Genomic DNA, 16307 nt, shown 5'->3' with positions numbered 1-16307 from the left:
GTTTCATTGAAACCTAATTTAAAGCCGAAGCTTCTAATTGGATTATCATCAACGAGTGCCCACACAGATTGATAGGTCTATATTGTTAAAGAGCTTGCTTATCGAGAAGTTTTTCTCTCAAAGCGGAGGTGCATTCTAGCGATATAATTGAGAGTGTCAAACACTTTTTTCAATTTATTTTCTCAGAAGCTTTTCACCTCTCCGACCCTGCTGAAGCCTTATCGCGTCTGCCGTGTCGGTGGATGCGCATTATAGGGAACTCAGATCCGTTCGCAACCCTTTTTTGAAAAAAAATGGAAAAAACTGACTGTTCGATGACTATTTCATCAAAAAAGCAAAAAAGAGGGTAAAAAACCCTCTTTTTCTGCCTCAAAAGCCGTATTTAAATGAATGCGTACGCGTCTGCGAACATACGTTCGCTCTTCGCTTTCTTGTTCTGAGTGAACTGTTCACGTGCTGCACCTGCCATTTCAAAGCGGCCTGCAATATAGATATCGTAGTTTTCTAAGCTTTCGAAATCTTCAGCTACTGCTTGTAGCACGTTACCAACCTTACCTTGCCAGTCTGCTGGTGCTTCTTCTACTACTGGAACAAAGTGAACGTTAGCAAACTTATCGGCAATCTCGACCAGTTCTTCTTTAGCATAAAGCTGGCAGTTGTCTCGTGCACCCCAGTATAAATAGATAGGGTTGGTTTTGTTCTGTGCAACACAGTGATCCAGAATCGAGCGCACGTAACTAAAGCCAGTACCACCAGCAATCAATAATAGCGGGCGTTCGCTTTCTTCTTGAACCCAAGCATCACCATGTGGAGCATCAATCTCGATATGACCATCTGTTTCTAGGGCAGCTTGCATTGCTTCTACGACTTCTAGTGCATAAGCATTGTGTTCCGCCGCACCGATGTGCAGTTCAAGCTCACCTTCATGGCGACAAGGACTGCTCGCAATAGAGAAAGGACGTTTGTCTTTTTCACCCATCACGACCATTAGGTACTGACCTGCTTTAAAAGGCACTGGTGATTCTGGGTGAAGAAGGATTTGGTAAGTATTACAAGCTAACGGCTGAATAGACTTTACTTTACATTGGATGGTCATGGTGTTCCTCTCGCTTACTCGTCAAAAGTAAGCACTAAATTACTTTCTGTATAGGCTTGGCAAGGGAATATCCAACCTTGCTGCTGCTCTTTTTCGGTTAGCATAGGTTCGAGGTGATAGCTCACCTCGCCCGTTAGCTTTTTACACATGCACATGGCGCAAGCGCCAACTTGGCAACGGTGCGGGAAGCGAATATTGTTGTTGAGCGCAGCTTCCAACACCGTCTCCCCTTCTTTTACTTGGAACGTAACGTCCATTGGTAGAAGGTGGACTTGATGACTCATAGAATACCTAACTGGTCCCAAATCTCATCGACTTTAGCCACAAGTTTAGGATCTTTTTTGATAGGCGTGCCCCACTCGCGCGTGGCTTCAGATTCAAACTTATTGGTCGCATCGAGCCCAAGTTTAGATGAACTACCCGCCTTACCACGAACTTGAGTGGTATCTCTGTCTGGATCCATTCGAGTTGTCACAGCCCAAATGATGTCATTCCAATCTTGTGCATTGACGTCATCGTCGCACAAAATAATGAATTTGTTATCCGTGTACTGAGCAAAGAAGTCCCATAAGTATTCCATCAATGCTTTAGATTGACCGGCTTGGTCTTTCTTCATTGTCACGACAGCAAATTGGTTGTTCGCCGTTGCTGGTAGGTAGACATCGACAATTTCAGGGCGTTGCTGTTTCAACGCATCCAGATCAGATTGGGTAATCGCTTTATTATCTTGCTCAGTGACCTTGGTTCGTGTTGCCAGTTCAGCATCCCATTTTATGGTCGCATCTAAGCCCATTTTGGAGCCAAGCCCAACCACAGGTGAAGCAAAGTCGAGCGAGTCGATTGGCGTGTTATCTATCATCAAGGTATCACGCACAGGATCCATATGCTCTGACATGGCTTTCACGACATCATTCCAATCTCGTGCGTTTACCGATTCATCGCACACAATAACAAACTTGGTATACATGAATTGACGCAAGAAAGACCACACACCCATCATTACGCGCTTGGCATGTCCTGGGTACTGCTTCTTCATGGTGACGACTGCCATTCGGTACGAACAACCTTCTGGCGGTAGATAGAAGTCTTCAATCTCTGGGAATTGCTTTTGCAGAATCGGCACAAACACTTCGTTTAATGCCACACCCAATACAGCTGGTTCATCTGGCGGACGACCTGTGTAGGTGCTGTGATAAATAGGGTCTTTACGCATTGTAATGTGCGTAATGGTAAATACGTGGTGCTTTTCTTTTTCGTTATAGTAGCCAGTGTGGTCACCGTAAGGGCCTTCATCAGCAAACTCGTTCGGGTCGATATAGCCTTCCATCACGATTTCCGCGCTCGCTGGCACTTCCAAATCATTACTGACTGACTTCACGACTTCCGTTTTGCTTCCACGCAGCAAACCTGCAAATGCGTATTCCGATAGCGTATCTGGCACTGGTGTTACTGCGCCAAGAATGGTTGCTGGGTCTGCACCAAACGCGACTGACACAGGGAAAGGTTTACCTGGGTTGGTTTCCATCCAATCGCGCAGGTCAAGCGCACCACCACGGTGAGCTAACCAACGCATGATGATTTTGTTCTTGGCAATTTTCTGCTGACGATAAATGCCTAGGTTCTGGCGTTTCTTGTTTGGACCTTTGGTTACGGTTAAGCCCCAAGTAAGCAGTGGCGCAACATCTTCTGCCCAGCAGCTCATTACCGGAATCTTATCCAAGTCGACTTCATCACCTTGCCAAACAATGTCTTGGCATGGTGCTTTACGTAAACGCTTAGCCGGCATGTTCAATACTTGCTTGAACACAGGCAGCTTTTCTAAAGCGTCTTTGAAGCCTTTTGGTGGCTCAGGTTCTTTTAAATAAGCCAGCAGCTTACCGACTTCTCTTAATTCTTTAACGTCTTCGCGTCCCATGCCGATTGCGACACGCTCTGGCGTACCAAATAGGTTCGTCAAAACAGGTACGTCGTAGCCGATTGGGTTCTCAAACAACAATGCAGGACCACCAGCACGCAAGGTGCGGTCACTGATTTCTGTCATTTCGTAAGCGGGATCGACGGGGTGAGTGATGCGTTTAAGTCGACCTTTCTGTTCTAGGTGGTCGATAAATTCGCGTAAATCCTTAAAACTCATAGGCCTTCATGCTGGCTGATTAAACTGTCTGCAGTATAACAAATAGGAGGACGCTAAGATCCTCCTATTTTGTGTGGGTATGTGAGCTAGATTGCTTCAATAGAAACAACACGAAGAAAGGCCTTTTGAAGTGCTATCACTTCAGGAATTCCTGAATTTGCCGCGCCTTCACTTGGCGATTGCTTGAAACAAGCTCTTCCAACCAAGATTGATGCCCCTGCTTCGCTAACTCTCTTGCAACCAAAGTGGCTTCTTCTGAAAGCGCCATCTTGGCTACTAGGAATTGTTTTACGTTCGGAGTAAGTGGATTGGATCTCGTGAGCAACTCAATCGCGTAAGGTTTTAAGGTTGGATTGACGGTGGCATTCATCAATTGTTGTAGTGAGAACTCATCGCTCACCTCAGCCAGTCTTTCAAGCTCTGTCTGGCTATTGTAATCTGCGCGCATTCGCCATAGCAGATCATACATGGCCTCATCTTGGCTGACTTGCGCCAAACGCACCACAACCGCTGTTGAAGGTAACCAGCTGGTGACGTTTGCATGGGTTAACTGCTTGGTGAGCGCTTCAAGTGCGTTGGGAGACAAGCTGTCTAGCTCGCGAATAAGTAACGCTTCTCTGGTTTGCACTTGCTGTGACGTACCAGTAAGCCAATCTTTCAAATCAAGCTCTTGTCGCTCTGCCGCTAAAACAAACTCCAACGTACTTTGGTCTTGCTTCCAGCGCTTAATCAGACGACTGGCGATCGCAGGAAAATTAAACGCAGGCACACTGAATTCATAACCATCACCACGTTCAAGTACTTGGTAAGTCGGCGTAATGCTGATCTGAGATTCGACAAAAATAGCCATTCTCGGCGTGAGGATGATTTCTTGCTGCTCTAGTTTTTCGAGCAATAGGAAGCGAACGACTTCTTGTTGAGGAAAAGCCAATCGGTCGAGGGCGAATTTGAGAGAGTCGACTTCGTCTCTGACTGCATAATCGAGCAATTCAGATACTTTGGTCTGTATATGGGTATCCTGAAGCCACTGTTCTACTACGGTTTCCTGCATTTCCTTGGCAGATAACGTCGCGGGTAGTGTGATAAGTGACAAGCTCAGGAGTAATGACGACAACATTCCTTGTTGCATGTTAACCTCCCGATAACATTTCCTTCATTCTGATACTTCTATCGGGAGAAAGCAATAAAAAAGCCACCGATATACGGTGGCCCTTCGCAGAATTACTTATCTGAGACTACTGACGACGCATTGCATCAAAGAATTCGTCGTTGGTCTTCGTCATCGCTAGCTTGTCGATTAGGAATTCCATTGCATCGATTTCACCCATTGGGTGAACAATCTTACGTAGAATCCACATCTTCTGAAGCTCTTCGTTCTTAGTTAGAAGCTCTTCACGACGTGTGCCGCTGCGGTTGAAATCAATCGCTGGGAATACACGCTTCTCTGCGATCTTACGGTTCAAGTGGATTTCCATGTTACCTGTACCCTTGAACTCTTCGTAGATAACTTCGTCCATCTTCGAACCAGTATCAACTAGAGCAGTAGCAAGGATAGTTAGGCTGCCACCTTCTTCTACGTTACGTGCTGCACCGAAGAAACGCTTAGGACGGTGTAGTGCGTTTGCATCCACACCACCAGTTAGTACTTTACCTGATGAAGGCACTACGGTGTTGTATGCACGAGCTAGACGAGTGATAGAGTCAAGCAGGATAACCACGTCTTTCTTGTGTTCAACAAGACGTTTTGCTTTCTCGATTACCATTTCCGCTACTTGTACGTGGCGAGAAGCTGGCTCATCGAACGTTGACGCTACTACTTCACCTTTAACTAGACGCTGCATCTCTGTTACTTCTTCTGGACGTTCGTCGATAAGAAGTACCATCAACTCACACTCTGGGTGGTTGTATGCGATGCTTTGAGCGATGTTTTGCAGAAGCATTGTCTTACCCGCTTTAGGCGGAGCAACAATCAGACCACGTTGACCTTTACCAATTGGCGATGCCAAGTCTAAAACACGTGCTGTGATGTCTTCTGTAGAACCGTTACCGCGCTCCATTACCATACGCTCGTTAGCGTGTAGAGGCGTTAAGTTCTCGAATAGGATCTTGTTACGAGCGTTGTCTGGTTTGTCGTCGTTAACTGTGTTGACTTTTAGCAGAGCAAAGTAACGCTCACCGTCTTTTGGTGGGCGAATTTTACCAGCAATTGAGTCACCAGTACGTAGGTTGAAGCGACGAATCTGACTTGGCGAAACGTAGATATCGTCTGGACCAGCAAGGTATGAGCTGTCCGCGCTACGTAGGAAACCAAAGCCGTCTTGCAGAATCTCCAGAACCCCATCGCCAAAGATGTCTTCGCCGCCTTTTGCGTGCGCTTTAAGAATTGCGAAGATGATGTCTTGTTTTCTTAGACGAGCTAGGTTCTCAAGACCCAGGCTTTCGCCAAGCTTTACAAGGTCAGACACAGGTCTGTTCTTCAGTTCAGTAAGATTCATGGTGGTGGATGCTTGTTTAGTCAAAATAAGATCTGTTTTCTAGTTAAGATGGATTTGGTCTCAGGATCGACCAAGAAGAGAAATTTGTTCAATTAACGCGCGATAAGTTAGCACTAATTAATATTCTAGTCCAGAGTTAGAAAAACAAAACCGCGCATTGTCATATTGCACGGTTTTGTTTGTAATCACTTGGTGATTATAGGTTTGCGTCTAGGAACTCTTTTAGTTGAGTCTTAGACAAAGCACCAACTTTCGTTGCCGCTACGTTACCGTCTTTGAATAACAGTAGCGTTGGAATACCGCGAATGCCAAACTTAGGTGGTGTACCTGCGTTATGGTCAATGTTTAGTTTACCGATAGTGAGTTTGCCTTCGTACTCGTCAGCGATTTCGTCCAGGATAGGAGCGATCATTTTACAAGGACCACACCATTCTGCCCAAAAATCAACTAGAACCGGGCCTGCAGCGTTGATTACATCGTTTTCAAAACCGTCATCAGTAAGCTGCAAAATCTTATCACTCATCTTCCACTCCAATGTGTTTTTCGAAACTGGTTGGATGATAACCAGTAAATAGATGCCCTATTGGAATGTATTTACTTTCTTATTGCAAGCTTTAGCTGATATTCTATCGCTATGAAAAAGACGCATATCACAGAGCAAAAGTTCGCCGATTTGGATTTAAAGCCCCAAGTTATTGAAGGATTGGAAAAAAAAGGGTTCGAATATTGTACCCCTATCCAAGCCTTGGCGTTGCCGGTACTGCTCACCGGCCAAGACATTGCAGGCCAGGCCCAAACGGGTACTGGTAAAACCCTCGCGTTTCTTACTGCTACCTTCAACCATCTTCTAACGACACCAGAGCACGAAGGTCGTAAGCCAACTCAGCCGCGCGCGATCATTATGGCGCCAACGCGTGAGCTAGCGATTCAGATCTTTAACGATGCTGAACCTTTGATTGCTAGCACGGGTCTTAAAGCCGCTTTAGCGTACGGTGGCGAAAGCTACGACAAGCAACTGGCAAAACTGCAAGACGGCGTAGACATTCTTATCGGCACTACAGGCCGTATCATCGACTTCTACAAGCAACGCGTATTCAACCTAAACAACATTCAAGCGGTTGTTCTGGATGAAGCGGACCGTATGTTTGATCTTGGCTTTATTAAAGACATTCGTTTCTTGTTCCGTCGTATGCCTGAGCCAAAAGAGCGTTTGAACATGCTGTTCTCAGCAACATTGTCTTATCGCGTACAAGAATTGGCATTCGAACACATGCACAACCCTGAGCATGTTGTGGTTGAGCCAGAGCAAAAAACCGGTCACCGCATCCAAGAAGAGCTTTTCTACCCTTCTAATGAAGACAAGATGGCACTGCTTCAAACGCTAATTGAAGAAGAATGGCCAGATCGCGCGATCGTTTTTGCTAACACTAAGCATAAGTGTGAGTCGATTTGGGGTCACCTAGCAGCCGATGGTCACCGTGTTGGTCTACTGACTGGTGATGTACCACAGAAGAAGCGTGAAAAGATTCTTGAGCAATTCACTCGTGGTGAAGTTGACCTACTAGTCGCAACTGACGTTGCAGCACGTGGTCTTCATATTCCTCAAGTAACACACGTATTCAACTTCGACCTACCAGATGATTGTGAAGACTACGTTCACCGTATCGGTCGTACTGGTCGTGCTGGCGCAAGTGGTCACTCTATTAGCTTTGCTTGTGAAGATTACGCAATCAACCTGCCACCAATCGAAGAATACATTGAGCACGCAATTCCAGTTTCTGATTACGATGCTTCGGCTCTAATCCAAGACTTGCCTGCACCACTTCGTATGCGCGCGCCTCGAACTCAGCAACGTCGCACCAATACAGGTGGCACTCGCTCTGGTAACCGCAAGCCGCAAGGACGTCGTCCTCGTCAGCCGCGTCAATCAGCGCCAAAACAATAATAAAAGGAAACTGAAGTCGTTTATGAGTCAAGCAGGATCATCACCGCTATACGCCGCCATCGACCTCGGGTCGAACAGTTTTCACATGCTCGTTGTGCGTCACATCGATGGCAGCGTTCAAACTATGGCTAAAATTAAGCGCAAAGTTCGTCTAGCCGCGGGCTTAGATGAACATAACTCTCTTAGTATGGAAGCTATGCAGCGAGGATGGGACTGCTTAAGTCTATTTGCAGAACGCTTGCAGGATATTCCTAAACAGAACATCCGCATTGTGGGTACCGCGACATTGCGTACCGCGACTAATGTGGATGTTTTTCTAGAGAAGGCGAACCAAATTTTAGGTCAGCCTATCGAGGTGATTACCGGCGAAGAAGAAGCCGCCACTATATATAAAGGTGTCGCTCACACCTCCGGTGGCAGCGGTCGTCGCCTTGTGGTCGATATCGGCGGTGCGAGTACCGAACTGATTATTGGTGAAGGTTTCGAAGCCAAAGCACTGACCAGTCTAAAAATGGGCTGTGTGACTTGGTTAGAGAACTTCTTCAAAGACCGCCAATTAAATGCACGTAACTTCGAAGCCGCAATTGAAGGTGCCAAGCAAACTCTGATGCCAATCTTAGAACAGTACACCGACCTAGGTTGGGATGTGTGTGTTGGAGCATCTGGTACCGTTCAAGCACTACAAGAGATAATGCTAGCGCAAGGTATGGACGAAGTGATTACTCACTCCAAACTTAAGCGTCTGCAAAAGCAGGCGATGCTTGCTGATCACTTGGAAGAGCTCGATATTGAAGGGCTTACCCTAGAGCGTGCTTTGGTGTTCCCAAGTGGCTTATCCATTTTAATTGCGATCTTTGAGCTACTAGAAATCGATGCTATGACACTGGCTGGCGGCGCACTACGTGAAGGCTTGGTGTATGAGATGGTTGACGAGCTTCGTCAAAACGATATCCGTGCACGTACTATTTGTAGCGTACAAAGCCGTTACCAACTTGATTGCCATTACGGTGAACAAGTCGCAAAACTTGCGGGCAAACTGCTTGAACAAGTTGGCGGTGAAGCATGGGTAACAGAACCTCAAGGTAAAGTGCTGCTAGAAACAACAGCTAAGCTTCATGAAATCGGTCTGACTATCGATTTCAAAAAAGGTGGTGCACACAGTGCTTACCTGCTTCAGCACTTGGATTTGCCTGGTTACACACGCGCACAAAAGTTCTTTATCGGTGAAATTGCTCGCCGTTACCGTGAACAGCTAACCTCACTGCCGGAGCAACATGCTCTGTCAGGAACCAGTGGTAAACGCGTGCTGCGTCTATTACGCCTTGCGGTTCTACTCAGCCATCGTCGCAACCCTGATCTGGAGCCAAATGTGACTCTAACTGCAGAAGGCGACAAACTGACGCTCAACATTGATGCGCAGTGGCTAGAGGTAAACCCACTGACAGCCGCTGAGTTGGAAATTGAAGCCAACCGTCAGACAGATATCGGCTGGCCGTTAAGCGTCGTAGCAATATAATCGACCACTTCTGTCATAACGTATTAAGCCCAAGCACTCGCTTGGGCTTTTTGTATCGAACTTTTACCCCAACAAAACGTGCTGCTCAGCAAAAATCTCAGCTTCTCCGCTCTACATCGAAAAACAGCCATGCTTTATTGATAAACACGATTTAGCCAACCAAGATGCACCATCATGAAAACCGTTTTAATGACTGGCTTAACTGGCACCCTCGCCCCTAAAGTTGCTCATCAGTTCCACCTCCGCGGCTGGAATGTATTGGAATGGAATCACCACCAAATCCCACCGGATGATCTACAGCAAAGTGAGCAATTTTGGCAGCAGCACCACATTGATGCGGTGTGCCATATGGCGATGGGGAGTGAAGCGTGGGCAGCGTGGCTTGGTGAGCACTGCAAACAGCGCAACATTCCTTATCTTTTTGTCAGTACAGCAATGGTATTTGATGCCACAAAAAATGGGCCTTATGGCATCTTTGAAGAAAGAAACACCCAAGATGAATACGGCAAATACAAAGTTCGTTGTGAAGATGCAATCTGGCAAGCAAATCCGGATGCGATGATTGCTCGAGTCGGCTGGCAACTCCATCACCAAGCAGAAGGCAATAACATGTTGGCGCATCTCGACCGCCAACATGCAGAGAACGGCGTTATTACCGCTAGCACGGCTTGGTATCCCGCGACTTCTCATATGGACGATACTGCACTCGCCTTTTTGCAGCTTATTGAGCGGAACGAAGCCGGTTTATATCACCTTGATAGCAACTTAAAGGATAAGTGGAATTTCTACGAACTCGTTTGTGCACTCAAGCAGCATTACAACAAGCCATGGCAAGTGCTGCCAGGCAATGACTATCACCATGACCAACGTCTAACAGATGAACGAATTGCCTTGCCGCCATTGAGTGAACGTTTCAACAAGCCAGAGCAAATCCAGCAAGCCGGCATCATAGGCATCAACTGGGGACGCACACACATTCCCCACTATCGAAACAATGGTGTATCGGTCACGACGTTATGCGCCAACCAAATAGAACCTCTTCAGCAAGCCTGCAATGAAGAAGCGATCCCAAAGGCAGAAACGAACATCAGCGCACTCACACAACTTGATGCAGTGACCATCGCGACACCTGCACATACTCATGCAGAGATAATTAAGACGTTGGGTTCAACCAAGCTGATTTGTGAAAAGCCCTTGGTGGGATTGAATTCCGACATCACTCACTGGCAGCAACCGAACGCCAACCTATTGGTTAATTACGCCTTTGCTCAGCTAGCGACCGCCAAGACGATAGAGAAGTGGCTCACTTTGCAAACCCAACCTTGTGTGGTCAATCTAGTCACCCAAGTTAACCTACCGAGCAACTTCACACTCAAAGAGTGGTTTCTTGAAACAGCTAGCCACCCTATTTCTTGGTTGCTGCACTGCTTCGGAGACTACTCTCAGTCAACACTGATTGAGGAAAGCGGCCAACTGATCGTTGAGCTGCAATGTGGCGACCACCAGCTAAGATTTGTATTTGAATTAACAGGTGAGCCGGGCATCGAGCACAATCTAACGATTCAATCCAACCAGACCTTAACCAGTAAAGGCTACTACCGTGTCGGCGAAAAATGGCGTTTCGAGCCCATTCTCGTTAATGGCAACGCGATAAATGATGGAGAGTATAGCGAGTCTGATTGCTGGCAGGACGCCAATCAACGCAGTGTCGGTTTGATGCTGGCGATGTTCAATCAAAGCATCAGTTGGGAGAACGGCCTGCAACTTGGCGCCTTCGATGCGCAAAAAGCCATTTTGATTGAGAAGATGCTCCGTTAGCCATTTCGTCAGCGAGCTTCCTCTACGTTCCGTATCTTCGATTAAAAGGTCTCACTCGGGACCTTTTTTATTGCTCATTTTTACCCTCGTACAGCTTAGGGAGCTTTTGGACACCCATGACCTAATTACTCCCCACGCTGTACAAAACGCTCTAAACCCAAGTAAACAGATACAAAAAAGCCGCTTGATTTAAGCAAGCGGCTTTCGGGGTTCCCACTGATATTAAGACTGAACGCTTGTCGTCACCTTAAAATCAGGGTTCACCGCAGTCAGCTTCTTAATTAGGTAATTCAGTAATACGCCGTACATAGGAACGAACAAACCAAGACTGATAATCAGTTTGAAGCCGTAATCCACCAGCGCGATTTCCGTCCAGTGCTCCGCCATAAATGGATCTGGGCTTTGGTAGAACGCAATGGCGAAGAAAGCGATGGTATCAAGTGCATTACCGAAAAGCGTTGAACACGTTGGTGCCACCCACCATTGCTTCATTTGACGTAAGCGGTTGAACACGTGCACATCCATGATCTGACCAAGTAGGTACGCCATGAAACTAGCAATCGCGATACGAGCAACGAATAAGTTAAATTCCCCTAGGTGACCAAAACCTTGGAATTGACCTTCGAAGAACACCACCGATAAGAAGTAAGACACAGCCAACGCAGGCAACATCACTAAGAAGATGATCTTACGCGCCAACTGAGCTCCGAAAATACGCACAGTTAAGTCAGTCGCTAAGAAGATAAATGGGAAAGTGAATGCACCCCAAGTGGTATGGAAACCGAAAATAGTAAACGGTAGCTGAACTAGGTAATTGCTAGATGCAATAATGACTAGGTGGAATAGAACCAGATAGATAAGGGCGTTGCGCTGCTGCGCAGGGGTAAAGTTACTCATGCGATACCTTTTTAGTTTGGTTTGGGGGTGAGGGAACCCAAATCGAGTCACTGAATAAAGTGGCTCTTACCAACAATGTAAAATGAAAAATAAACTGGCTTGGCTCATTCTGAGCGAAGCGGTGGGCGATTATACATTAACCACTTTTCGCCGCAAGTCGTGTGTTTTACGCAAACGTTTGAGCATAAAAAAGGGTGTTTCATGTGAAACACCCTCTCTAGAAAAATTCTATTTTTAGAAACCGCGCTGGAACAATCCTGCAAGATAATCCAACTCTTCCCTGCTCTCTTCAATCGCTAACGCTTCAAACCAAATCGCTTCACTGTAATGCTCTGCTTTCATAAACAGTCGGCAACCTTCAAAGTCGATCAGCCAAGAGTGAATGTCCGCATCCCATTGCTTTTCCACCACAGTAGCGGAAAGCAAGCCGACTAAACGCTCACCTAAGGCAGGAAAGCTATCAAGGTCAAAGCTCGGCGCGGTAATGATTAAGCGCCCTTCTTGTGCCATGTAGTCCGCTAAGCCAAATTCCTTTTGCATCTTGGTTCCTTATCCGTGGTGAGTAATGTGTTCTTGAATCAAATCAAGGAATGGGTCGGCGTACTTCTCTAGTTTGCGCTGACCAACACCGCTGACTGCCAGCATTTCGCCGTAAGACGTTGGCAGAATTTCAGCCATATCAATCAAAGTCGCGTCACTGAAGACCACGTATGGTGGCAAACCATCTTCATCAGCAATCGACTTACGCAACTTGCGTAACTTAGCAAACAGCTTTTTGTCGTAGTTCTTGCTGGTCAGTTTATCTGACTTCGCCGCACGTGCTGCGGTGTCTAAACGCGGAACCGCTAACTCTAGAGTCACATCGCCACGTAGCAGCGGACGCGCTTCTTCGGTAAGTTGCAGCGTTGAGTTACGCGTGATGTTTTGGAACAACAGCCCTTTGTGGATTAACTGACGGAAGATACTCACCCAGTAATCGTGGCTGTGATCGCGCCCTATCGCGTAGGTAGAAATCTTATCGTGCCCATTTTCACGTACACGAATATTTTGCATGCCACGTAGCACTTCTACTACGTAACCCATACCAAAGCTTTGATTAACACGGTACACACAAGACAACGCCTTACGTGCTTCTTCTGTGGCATCAAAGTGTTTCGGTGGATCTAAGCAAATATCGCAGTTGCCACATGGCTTCTCACGATACTCACCAAAGTAATTCAATAGCACCTGACGGCGACAAGTCTGCGCCTCAGCAAAGGCACTCATCGCATTCAGTTTGTGAGTTTCCACCTGCTTCTGTGGACCATCGTCTTTCTCATCCAACATACGACGCAGCCAACTGATGTCCGCCGGGTCATACAACATCATCGCTTCCGCAGGCAGACCATCACGCCCTGCACGACCGGTTTCCTGATAGTAGGATTCGATATTGCGCGGGATATCAAAGTGAACCACAAAGCGCACGTTTGGTTTGTTGATGCCCATACCGAATGCCACGGTCGCTACTACAATTTGAATGTCATCACGTTGGAAAGCTTCTTGAACATAAGCGCGCTCATCAGCGTCCATACCTGCGTGATAACCAGCAGCACGAATGTGGTTGTTGCACAACTTCTCAGTCACCATCTCAACTTTCTTACGGCTACCACAATAGATGATGCCGCAGTTACCCTTTTGGGTTTCAAGATAACGAACGATTTGCGAAACCGGCTTGTGCTTCTCAACTAAGTTGTAGCGGATGTTAGGGCGGTCGAAGCTGCCTAGGTAAACCTCTGGATTATTCAGTTGCAGACGCTCAAGAATATCTCGGCGCGTAGCGTCATCTGCGGTCGCCGTCAGCGCCATAAATGGCACATGGGAAAATTGCTGCTTAAGTTGACCAAGCGCGGCGTACTCTGGACGGAAGTCGTGTCCCCACTGGGAAATACAGTGCGCTTCATCGACGGCAATCATCGATAGCGGCAAGTTTTCCAAGCGCTCAATGAAATCACGCATCAATACGCGTTCTGGCGAGACGTACACCAACTTAAGATGCCCAGTGTGCATGCGGTTATACACGCTGAGCAGCTCTTCACGAGGCATGGTCGAGTTAATACACTCAGCCGCTACACCGTTGGCTTTAAGTTGGTCCACTTGGTCCTTCATCAGCGAGATAAGCGGAGAAATGACCAAAGTAATGCCAGAGCGAACCAAAGCAGGAATTTGATAACACAGCGACTTCCCGCCACCAGTAGGCAGGATAACTAAGCTGTCGCGACCTTCTACTGCAGCGTCAATCACCAACTGCTGACCATCACGGAACTCTTGGTAACCAAACACATCCTCCAACACACGTTGAGGCGTTACAGGCGAGTCTGATTGTTCGGCTAACAAGGTAGAGGTCATGAAAAATCTCAGATTGGGTCTTAAAAAGAGGTGCTTATGCATGCCACTAGCACGCAAAGTGAGGGCACATTGTAATGGGGTTTCATGGTGAATAAAACCGCAAATTGTTAGGTGATTCAGCTCACGACTCGTATACTGATTTTCTGCTCTATAAAAACTCAATTAGGTGACATCCCATGACACCAGAAGAACAACAACGCTCACGGCAAGGCGTCTTGCTTGCTATTGGCGCGTACACCATGTGGGGCATCGCACCCATTTACTTCAAATCGATTGCTGAAGTCTCGCCACTAGAGATCTTAAGCCACCGAGTGATTTGGTCTTTCTTTTTGCTAGCCGCACTCCTCCATTTTGGTCGCCATTGGCGCTCGGTTCGCGACATCATTAAAAACAAAACCAAGATGATGTTTCTGGTTTCTACTGCCATTTTGGTGGGTGCAAACTGGTTGATCTTCATTTGGGCGGTGAACTCGAATCACATGCTCGATGCCAGCTTAGGTTATTACATTAACCCACTGATCAACGTCTTACTCGGGATGGTCTTCCTTGGTGAGCGTCTACGTAAGCTTCAGTGGTTCGCGGTTGTCCTTGCTGCTTGTGGCGTATTAGTTCAGCTGATCGTCTTTGGCTCGGTGCCTGTGGTCGCGATAGCGCTGGCAATGAGTTTCGGCTTTTATGGCTTGCTGCGTAAGAAAGTCAGTGTGGAAGCACAAACCGGACTATTCATTGAAACCTTGGTGATGTTACCTGCTGCAGCAATTTACTTGCTGTTTATTGCGAGTTCACCGACGTCCAACATGCTAGATAACCCAATGCAGCTGAATACCTTGTTGATTGCTGCAGGCGTGATCACTACCCTGCCGCTACTGTGTTTTACTGGCGCAGCAACCCGTCTAAAGCTATCGACGTTGGGCTTCTTCCAATACATTGGTCCAAGTCTGATGTTCTTGCTTGCGGTGCTGATTTACGGCGAACCGTTCACCAGCGATAAAGCCATTACCTTCGCCTTTATTTGGGGTGCTTTGGTGGTGTTTAGCTTTGATGGTCTGCGTAATAACCGCAAGTCACGCAAAGCGGCTCAAGCTGCCTGATCGTTTTTTACAAGACATTTAAGAAATTGATGGATAAGCTTGGTCATAATGTGACCAAGCTTTTTTTATTTAATGGAACATATTCAGTACTACGCAACCGACCATGACAACTTGAGTCTGATAGAGGCGAAATACCAGAAATTTGCTTTTCAAAGGCATTACCACCTGGATTTTCATCTCGGTCTGATCACGCATGGTGCGCAGAAGTTCCAATACCAAGGTAACAGCCACCAAGTTGGTCACGGGCAAATTGTGATAATGCCGCCAGATGAGCTGCACGACGGGCAATCTAAGCTCGAAAGTGGCTATGAAGTGAATGTATTTGCGATCGAACCTCACCTATTGAGCGATCTGGCTGATCTTAAGCAAAACGGTCAAATAATACACTTCAACGAGCTGATCATCTCGGATCCACAGATATTTTCACAACTTAGTAACTTACATGGGCTACTTCGTCGTGAAAACCTCAGCCAACTCACCAAAGATTGCCTTCCTTTTGAAGGATTTAACCAGCTTTTTGATCGCTACGGATCGCTTGAGCGACAAAAAGTAGTACCACTTGGGAATCAATCGCTTGGGACGTTAAAAGATTATCTAATGGCAAACCTCGACCAAGCGGTGCGTTTGGATTCACTTTCAGAGCTGTGCCAACTGAGCCCCACTCAGTTCCAGCGCCACTTTAAAGCGCAAACTGGCATGACGCCTTACGCATGGTTCGCACGCCTACGACTCGAACAAGGCATGAAGTTACTGCAAGCTGGTCAATGTGGTACCGACGTCGCCCATCAAATCGGTTTCTACGATCAAGCGCATTTCAGCAAAGCGTTTAAGCAAACCTACGGCGTTTCCCCTTCTCAAGTGACTCGTTAATTTCATTTACCGAGAAAGCTGTCAGTTTTTTACAAGCGCCACAAGGTGACTTGCCACGAC

General features: G+C 46.9%; 14 protein-coding genes. 5 read left to right on the top strand and 9 right to left on the bottom strand.

The features are described 5' to 3' along the window. Positions 1 to 382: 382 nt before the first annotated feature. The 6 genes from fre to trxA all read right to left on the bottom strand — a co-directional run bounded on the left by fre (position 383) and on the right by trxA (position 6248). Positions 383 to 1096, bottom strand: coding sequence for an NAD(P)H-flavin reductase (gene fre, locus KIT90_RS26720; protein ID WP_005451180.1), 714 nt, complete (start codon positions 1094 to 1096; stop codon positions 383 to 385). A 14-nt stretch (positions 1097 to 1110) separates the two neighbouring features. Then, the gene (locus tag KIT90_RS26715; RefSeq protein ID WP_009696789.1) at positions 1111 to 1380 is read right to left on the bottom strand and encodes a 2Fe-2S iron-sulfur cluster-binding protein; all 270 of its coding nucleotides are present in this window, start codon (positions 1378 to 1380) and stop codon (positions 1111 to 1113) included. After that, entirely contained in the window at positions 1377 to 3230 is a 1854-nt protein-coding gene (gene ubiD, locus KIT90_RS26710; protein ID WP_054824775.1) for a 4-hydroxy-3-polyprenylbenzoate decarboxylase, read from the bottom strand. The genes KIT90_RS26715 and ubiD overlap by 4 nt, the downstream gene beginning before the upstream one ends. 136 nt (positions 3231 to 3366) lie before the next feature. After that, positions 3367 to 4359, bottom strand: coding sequence for a hypothetical protein (locus tag KIT90_RS26705; protein ID WP_039843020.1), 993 nt, complete (start codon positions 4357 to 4359; stop codon positions 3367 to 3369). Between the two features lie 106 nt (positions 4360 to 4465). Continuing rightward, positions 4466 to 5725, bottom strand: a complete 1260-nt coding sequence (gene rho, locus KIT90_RS26700; RefSeq protein ID WP_005440042.1) for a transcription termination factor Rho — start codon at positions 5723 to 5725, stop codon at positions 4466 to 4468. Positions 5726 to 5921: 196 nt separating this feature from the next. After that, positions 5922 to 6248: a thioredoxin TrxA gene (gene trxA, locus KIT90_RS26695; protein ID WP_004745500.1), complete on the bottom strand. Its 327-nt coding sequence runs from the start codon at positions 6246 to 6248 to the stop codon at positions 5922 to 5924. Positions 6249 to 6359: 111 nt separating this feature from the next. On the opposite strand from trxA, the gene rhlB reads away from it, so the two are divergent. The 3 genes from rhlB (at position 6360) to KIT90_RS26680 (ending at position 11004) form a co-directional block, all read left to right on the top strand. Then, positions 6360 to 7670, top strand: a complete 1311-nt coding sequence (gene rhlB, locus KIT90_RS26690; protein ID WP_285379601.1) for an ATP-dependent RNA helicase RhlB — start codon at positions 6360 to 6362, stop codon at positions 7668 to 7670. A 22-nt stretch (positions 7671 to 7692) separates the two neighbouring features. After that, positions 7693 to 9186: a guanosine-5'-triphosphate,3'-diphosphate diphosphatase gene (gene gppA, locus KIT90_RS26685; protein ID WP_285379599.1), complete on the top strand. Its 1494-nt coding sequence runs from the start codon at positions 7693 to 7695 to the stop codon at positions 9184 to 9186. A 174-nt stretch (positions 9187 to 9360) separates the two neighbouring features. Continuing rightward, positions 9361 to 11004, top strand: a complete 1644-nt coding sequence (locus tag KIT90_RS26680) for a sugar nucleotide-binding protein (protein WP_285379597.1) — start codon at positions 9361 to 9363, stop codon at positions 11002 to 11004. 222 nt (positions 11005 to 11226) lie between these two features. Here KIT90_RS26680 and KIT90_RS26675 read toward each other — a convergent pair whose 3' ends face one another. From KIT90_RS26675 to recQ, 3 genes are all read right to left on the bottom strand, one after another. Next, on the bottom strand, positions 11227 to 11901 hold the full coding sequence (locus KIT90_RS26675; RefSeq protein ID WP_005378770.1) for a 7-cyano-7-deazaguanine/7-aminomethyl-7-deazaguanine transporter: 675 nt from the start codon (positions 11899 to 11901) through the stop codon (positions 11227 to 11229). A 234-nt stretch (positions 11902 to 12135) separates the two neighbouring features. Next, a complete protein-coding gene (locus KIT90_RS26670) occupies positions 12136 to 12441 on the bottom strand; it encodes a DUF3630 family protein (protein WP_005378772.1) in 306 nt (101 codons plus the stop codon). A 9-nt stretch (positions 12442 to 12450) separates the two neighbouring features. Further along, on the bottom strand, positions 12451 to 14286 hold the full coding sequence (recQ, locus tag KIT90_RS26665) for an ATP-dependent DNA helicase RecQ (protein WP_005451195.1): 1836 nt from the start codon (positions 14284 to 14286) through the stop codon (positions 12451 to 12453). Positions 14287 to 14462: 176 nt separating this feature from the next. On the opposite strand from recQ, the gene rarD reads away from it, so the two are divergent. Then, on the top strand, positions 14463 to 15377 hold the full coding sequence (rarD, locus tag KIT90_RS26660; protein ID WP_050937618.1) for an EamA family transporter RarD: 915 nt from the start codon (positions 14463 to 14465) through the stop codon (positions 15375 to 15377). A gap of 72 nt (positions 15378 to 15449) precedes the next feature. Next, positions 15450 to 16247 carry an AraC family transcriptional regulator gene (locus KIT90_RS26655; protein WP_005451239.1) on the top strand — a complete coding sequence of 266 codons (798 nt, stop codon included), beginning with the start codon at positions 15450 to 15452 and terminating at the stop codon, positions 16245 to 16247. The last annotated feature ends 60 nt before the right edge of the window (positions 16248 to 16307 follow it).

The organism is Vibrio sp. B172a (genome assembly GCF_030248355.1).
GTDB classification, from domain to species: Bacteria; Pseudomonadota; Gammaproteobacteria; order Enterobacterales; family Vibrionaceae; genus Vibrio; species Vibrio owensii.
Note: the sequence above shows the minus strand (reverse complement) of the source record. Positions and strands in the feature narration are given on the sequence as shown.

Coding starts and splice junctions, on each gene's coding strand:
- rho (WP_005440042.1), bottom strand. CDS start 5,725: ATGAATCTTACTGAACTGAAGAACAGACCTGTGTCTGACCTTGTAAAG.
- trxA (WP_004745500.1), bottom strand. CDS start 6,248: ATGAGTGATAAGATTTTGCAGCTTACTGATGACGGTTTTGAAAACGAT.
- KIT90_RS26675 (WP_005378770.1), bottom strand. CDS start 11,901: ATGAGTAACTTTACCCCTGCGCAGCAGCGCAACGCCCTTATCTATCTG.
- KIT90_RS26680 (WP_285379597.1), top strand. CDS start 9,361: ATGAAAACCGTTTTAATGACTGGCTTAACTGGCACCCTCGCCCCTAAA.
- KIT90_RS26705 (WP_039843020.1), bottom strand. CDS start 4,359: ATGCAACAAGGAATGTTGTCGTCATTACTCCTGAGCTTGTCACTTATC.
- rarD (WP_050937618.1), top strand. CDS start 14,463: ATGACACCAGAAGAACAACAACGCTCACGGCAAGGCGTCTTGCTTGCT.
- rhlB (WP_285379601.1), top strand. CDS start 6,360: ATGAAAAAGACGCATATCACAGAGCAAAAGTTCGCCGATTTGGATTTA.
- recQ (WP_005451195.1), bottom strand. CDS start 14,286: ATGACCTCTACCTTGTTAGCCGAACAATCAGACTCGCCTGTAACGCCT.
- KIT90_RS26670 (WP_005378772.1), bottom strand. CDS start 12,441: ATGCAAAAGGAATTTGGCTTAGCGGACTACATGGCACAAGAAGGGCGC.
- ubiD (WP_054824775.1), bottom strand. CDS start 3,230: ATGAGTTTTAAGGATTTACGCGAATTTATCGACCACCTAGAACAGAAA.
- fre (WP_005451180.1), bottom strand. CDS start 1,096: ATGACCATCCAATGTAAAGTAAAGTCTATTCAGCCGTTAGCTTGTAAT.
- KIT90_RS26655 (WP_005451239.1), top strand. CDS start 15,450: ATGGAACATATTCAGTACTACGCAACCGACCATGACAACTTGAGTCTG.
- KIT90_RS26715 (WP_009696789.1), bottom strand. CDS start 1,380: ATGAGTCATCAAGTCCACCTTCTACCAATGGACGTTACGTTCCAAGTA.
- gppA (WP_285379599.1), top strand. CDS start 7,693: ATGAGTCAAGCAGGATCATCACCGCTATACGCCGCCATCGACCTCGGG.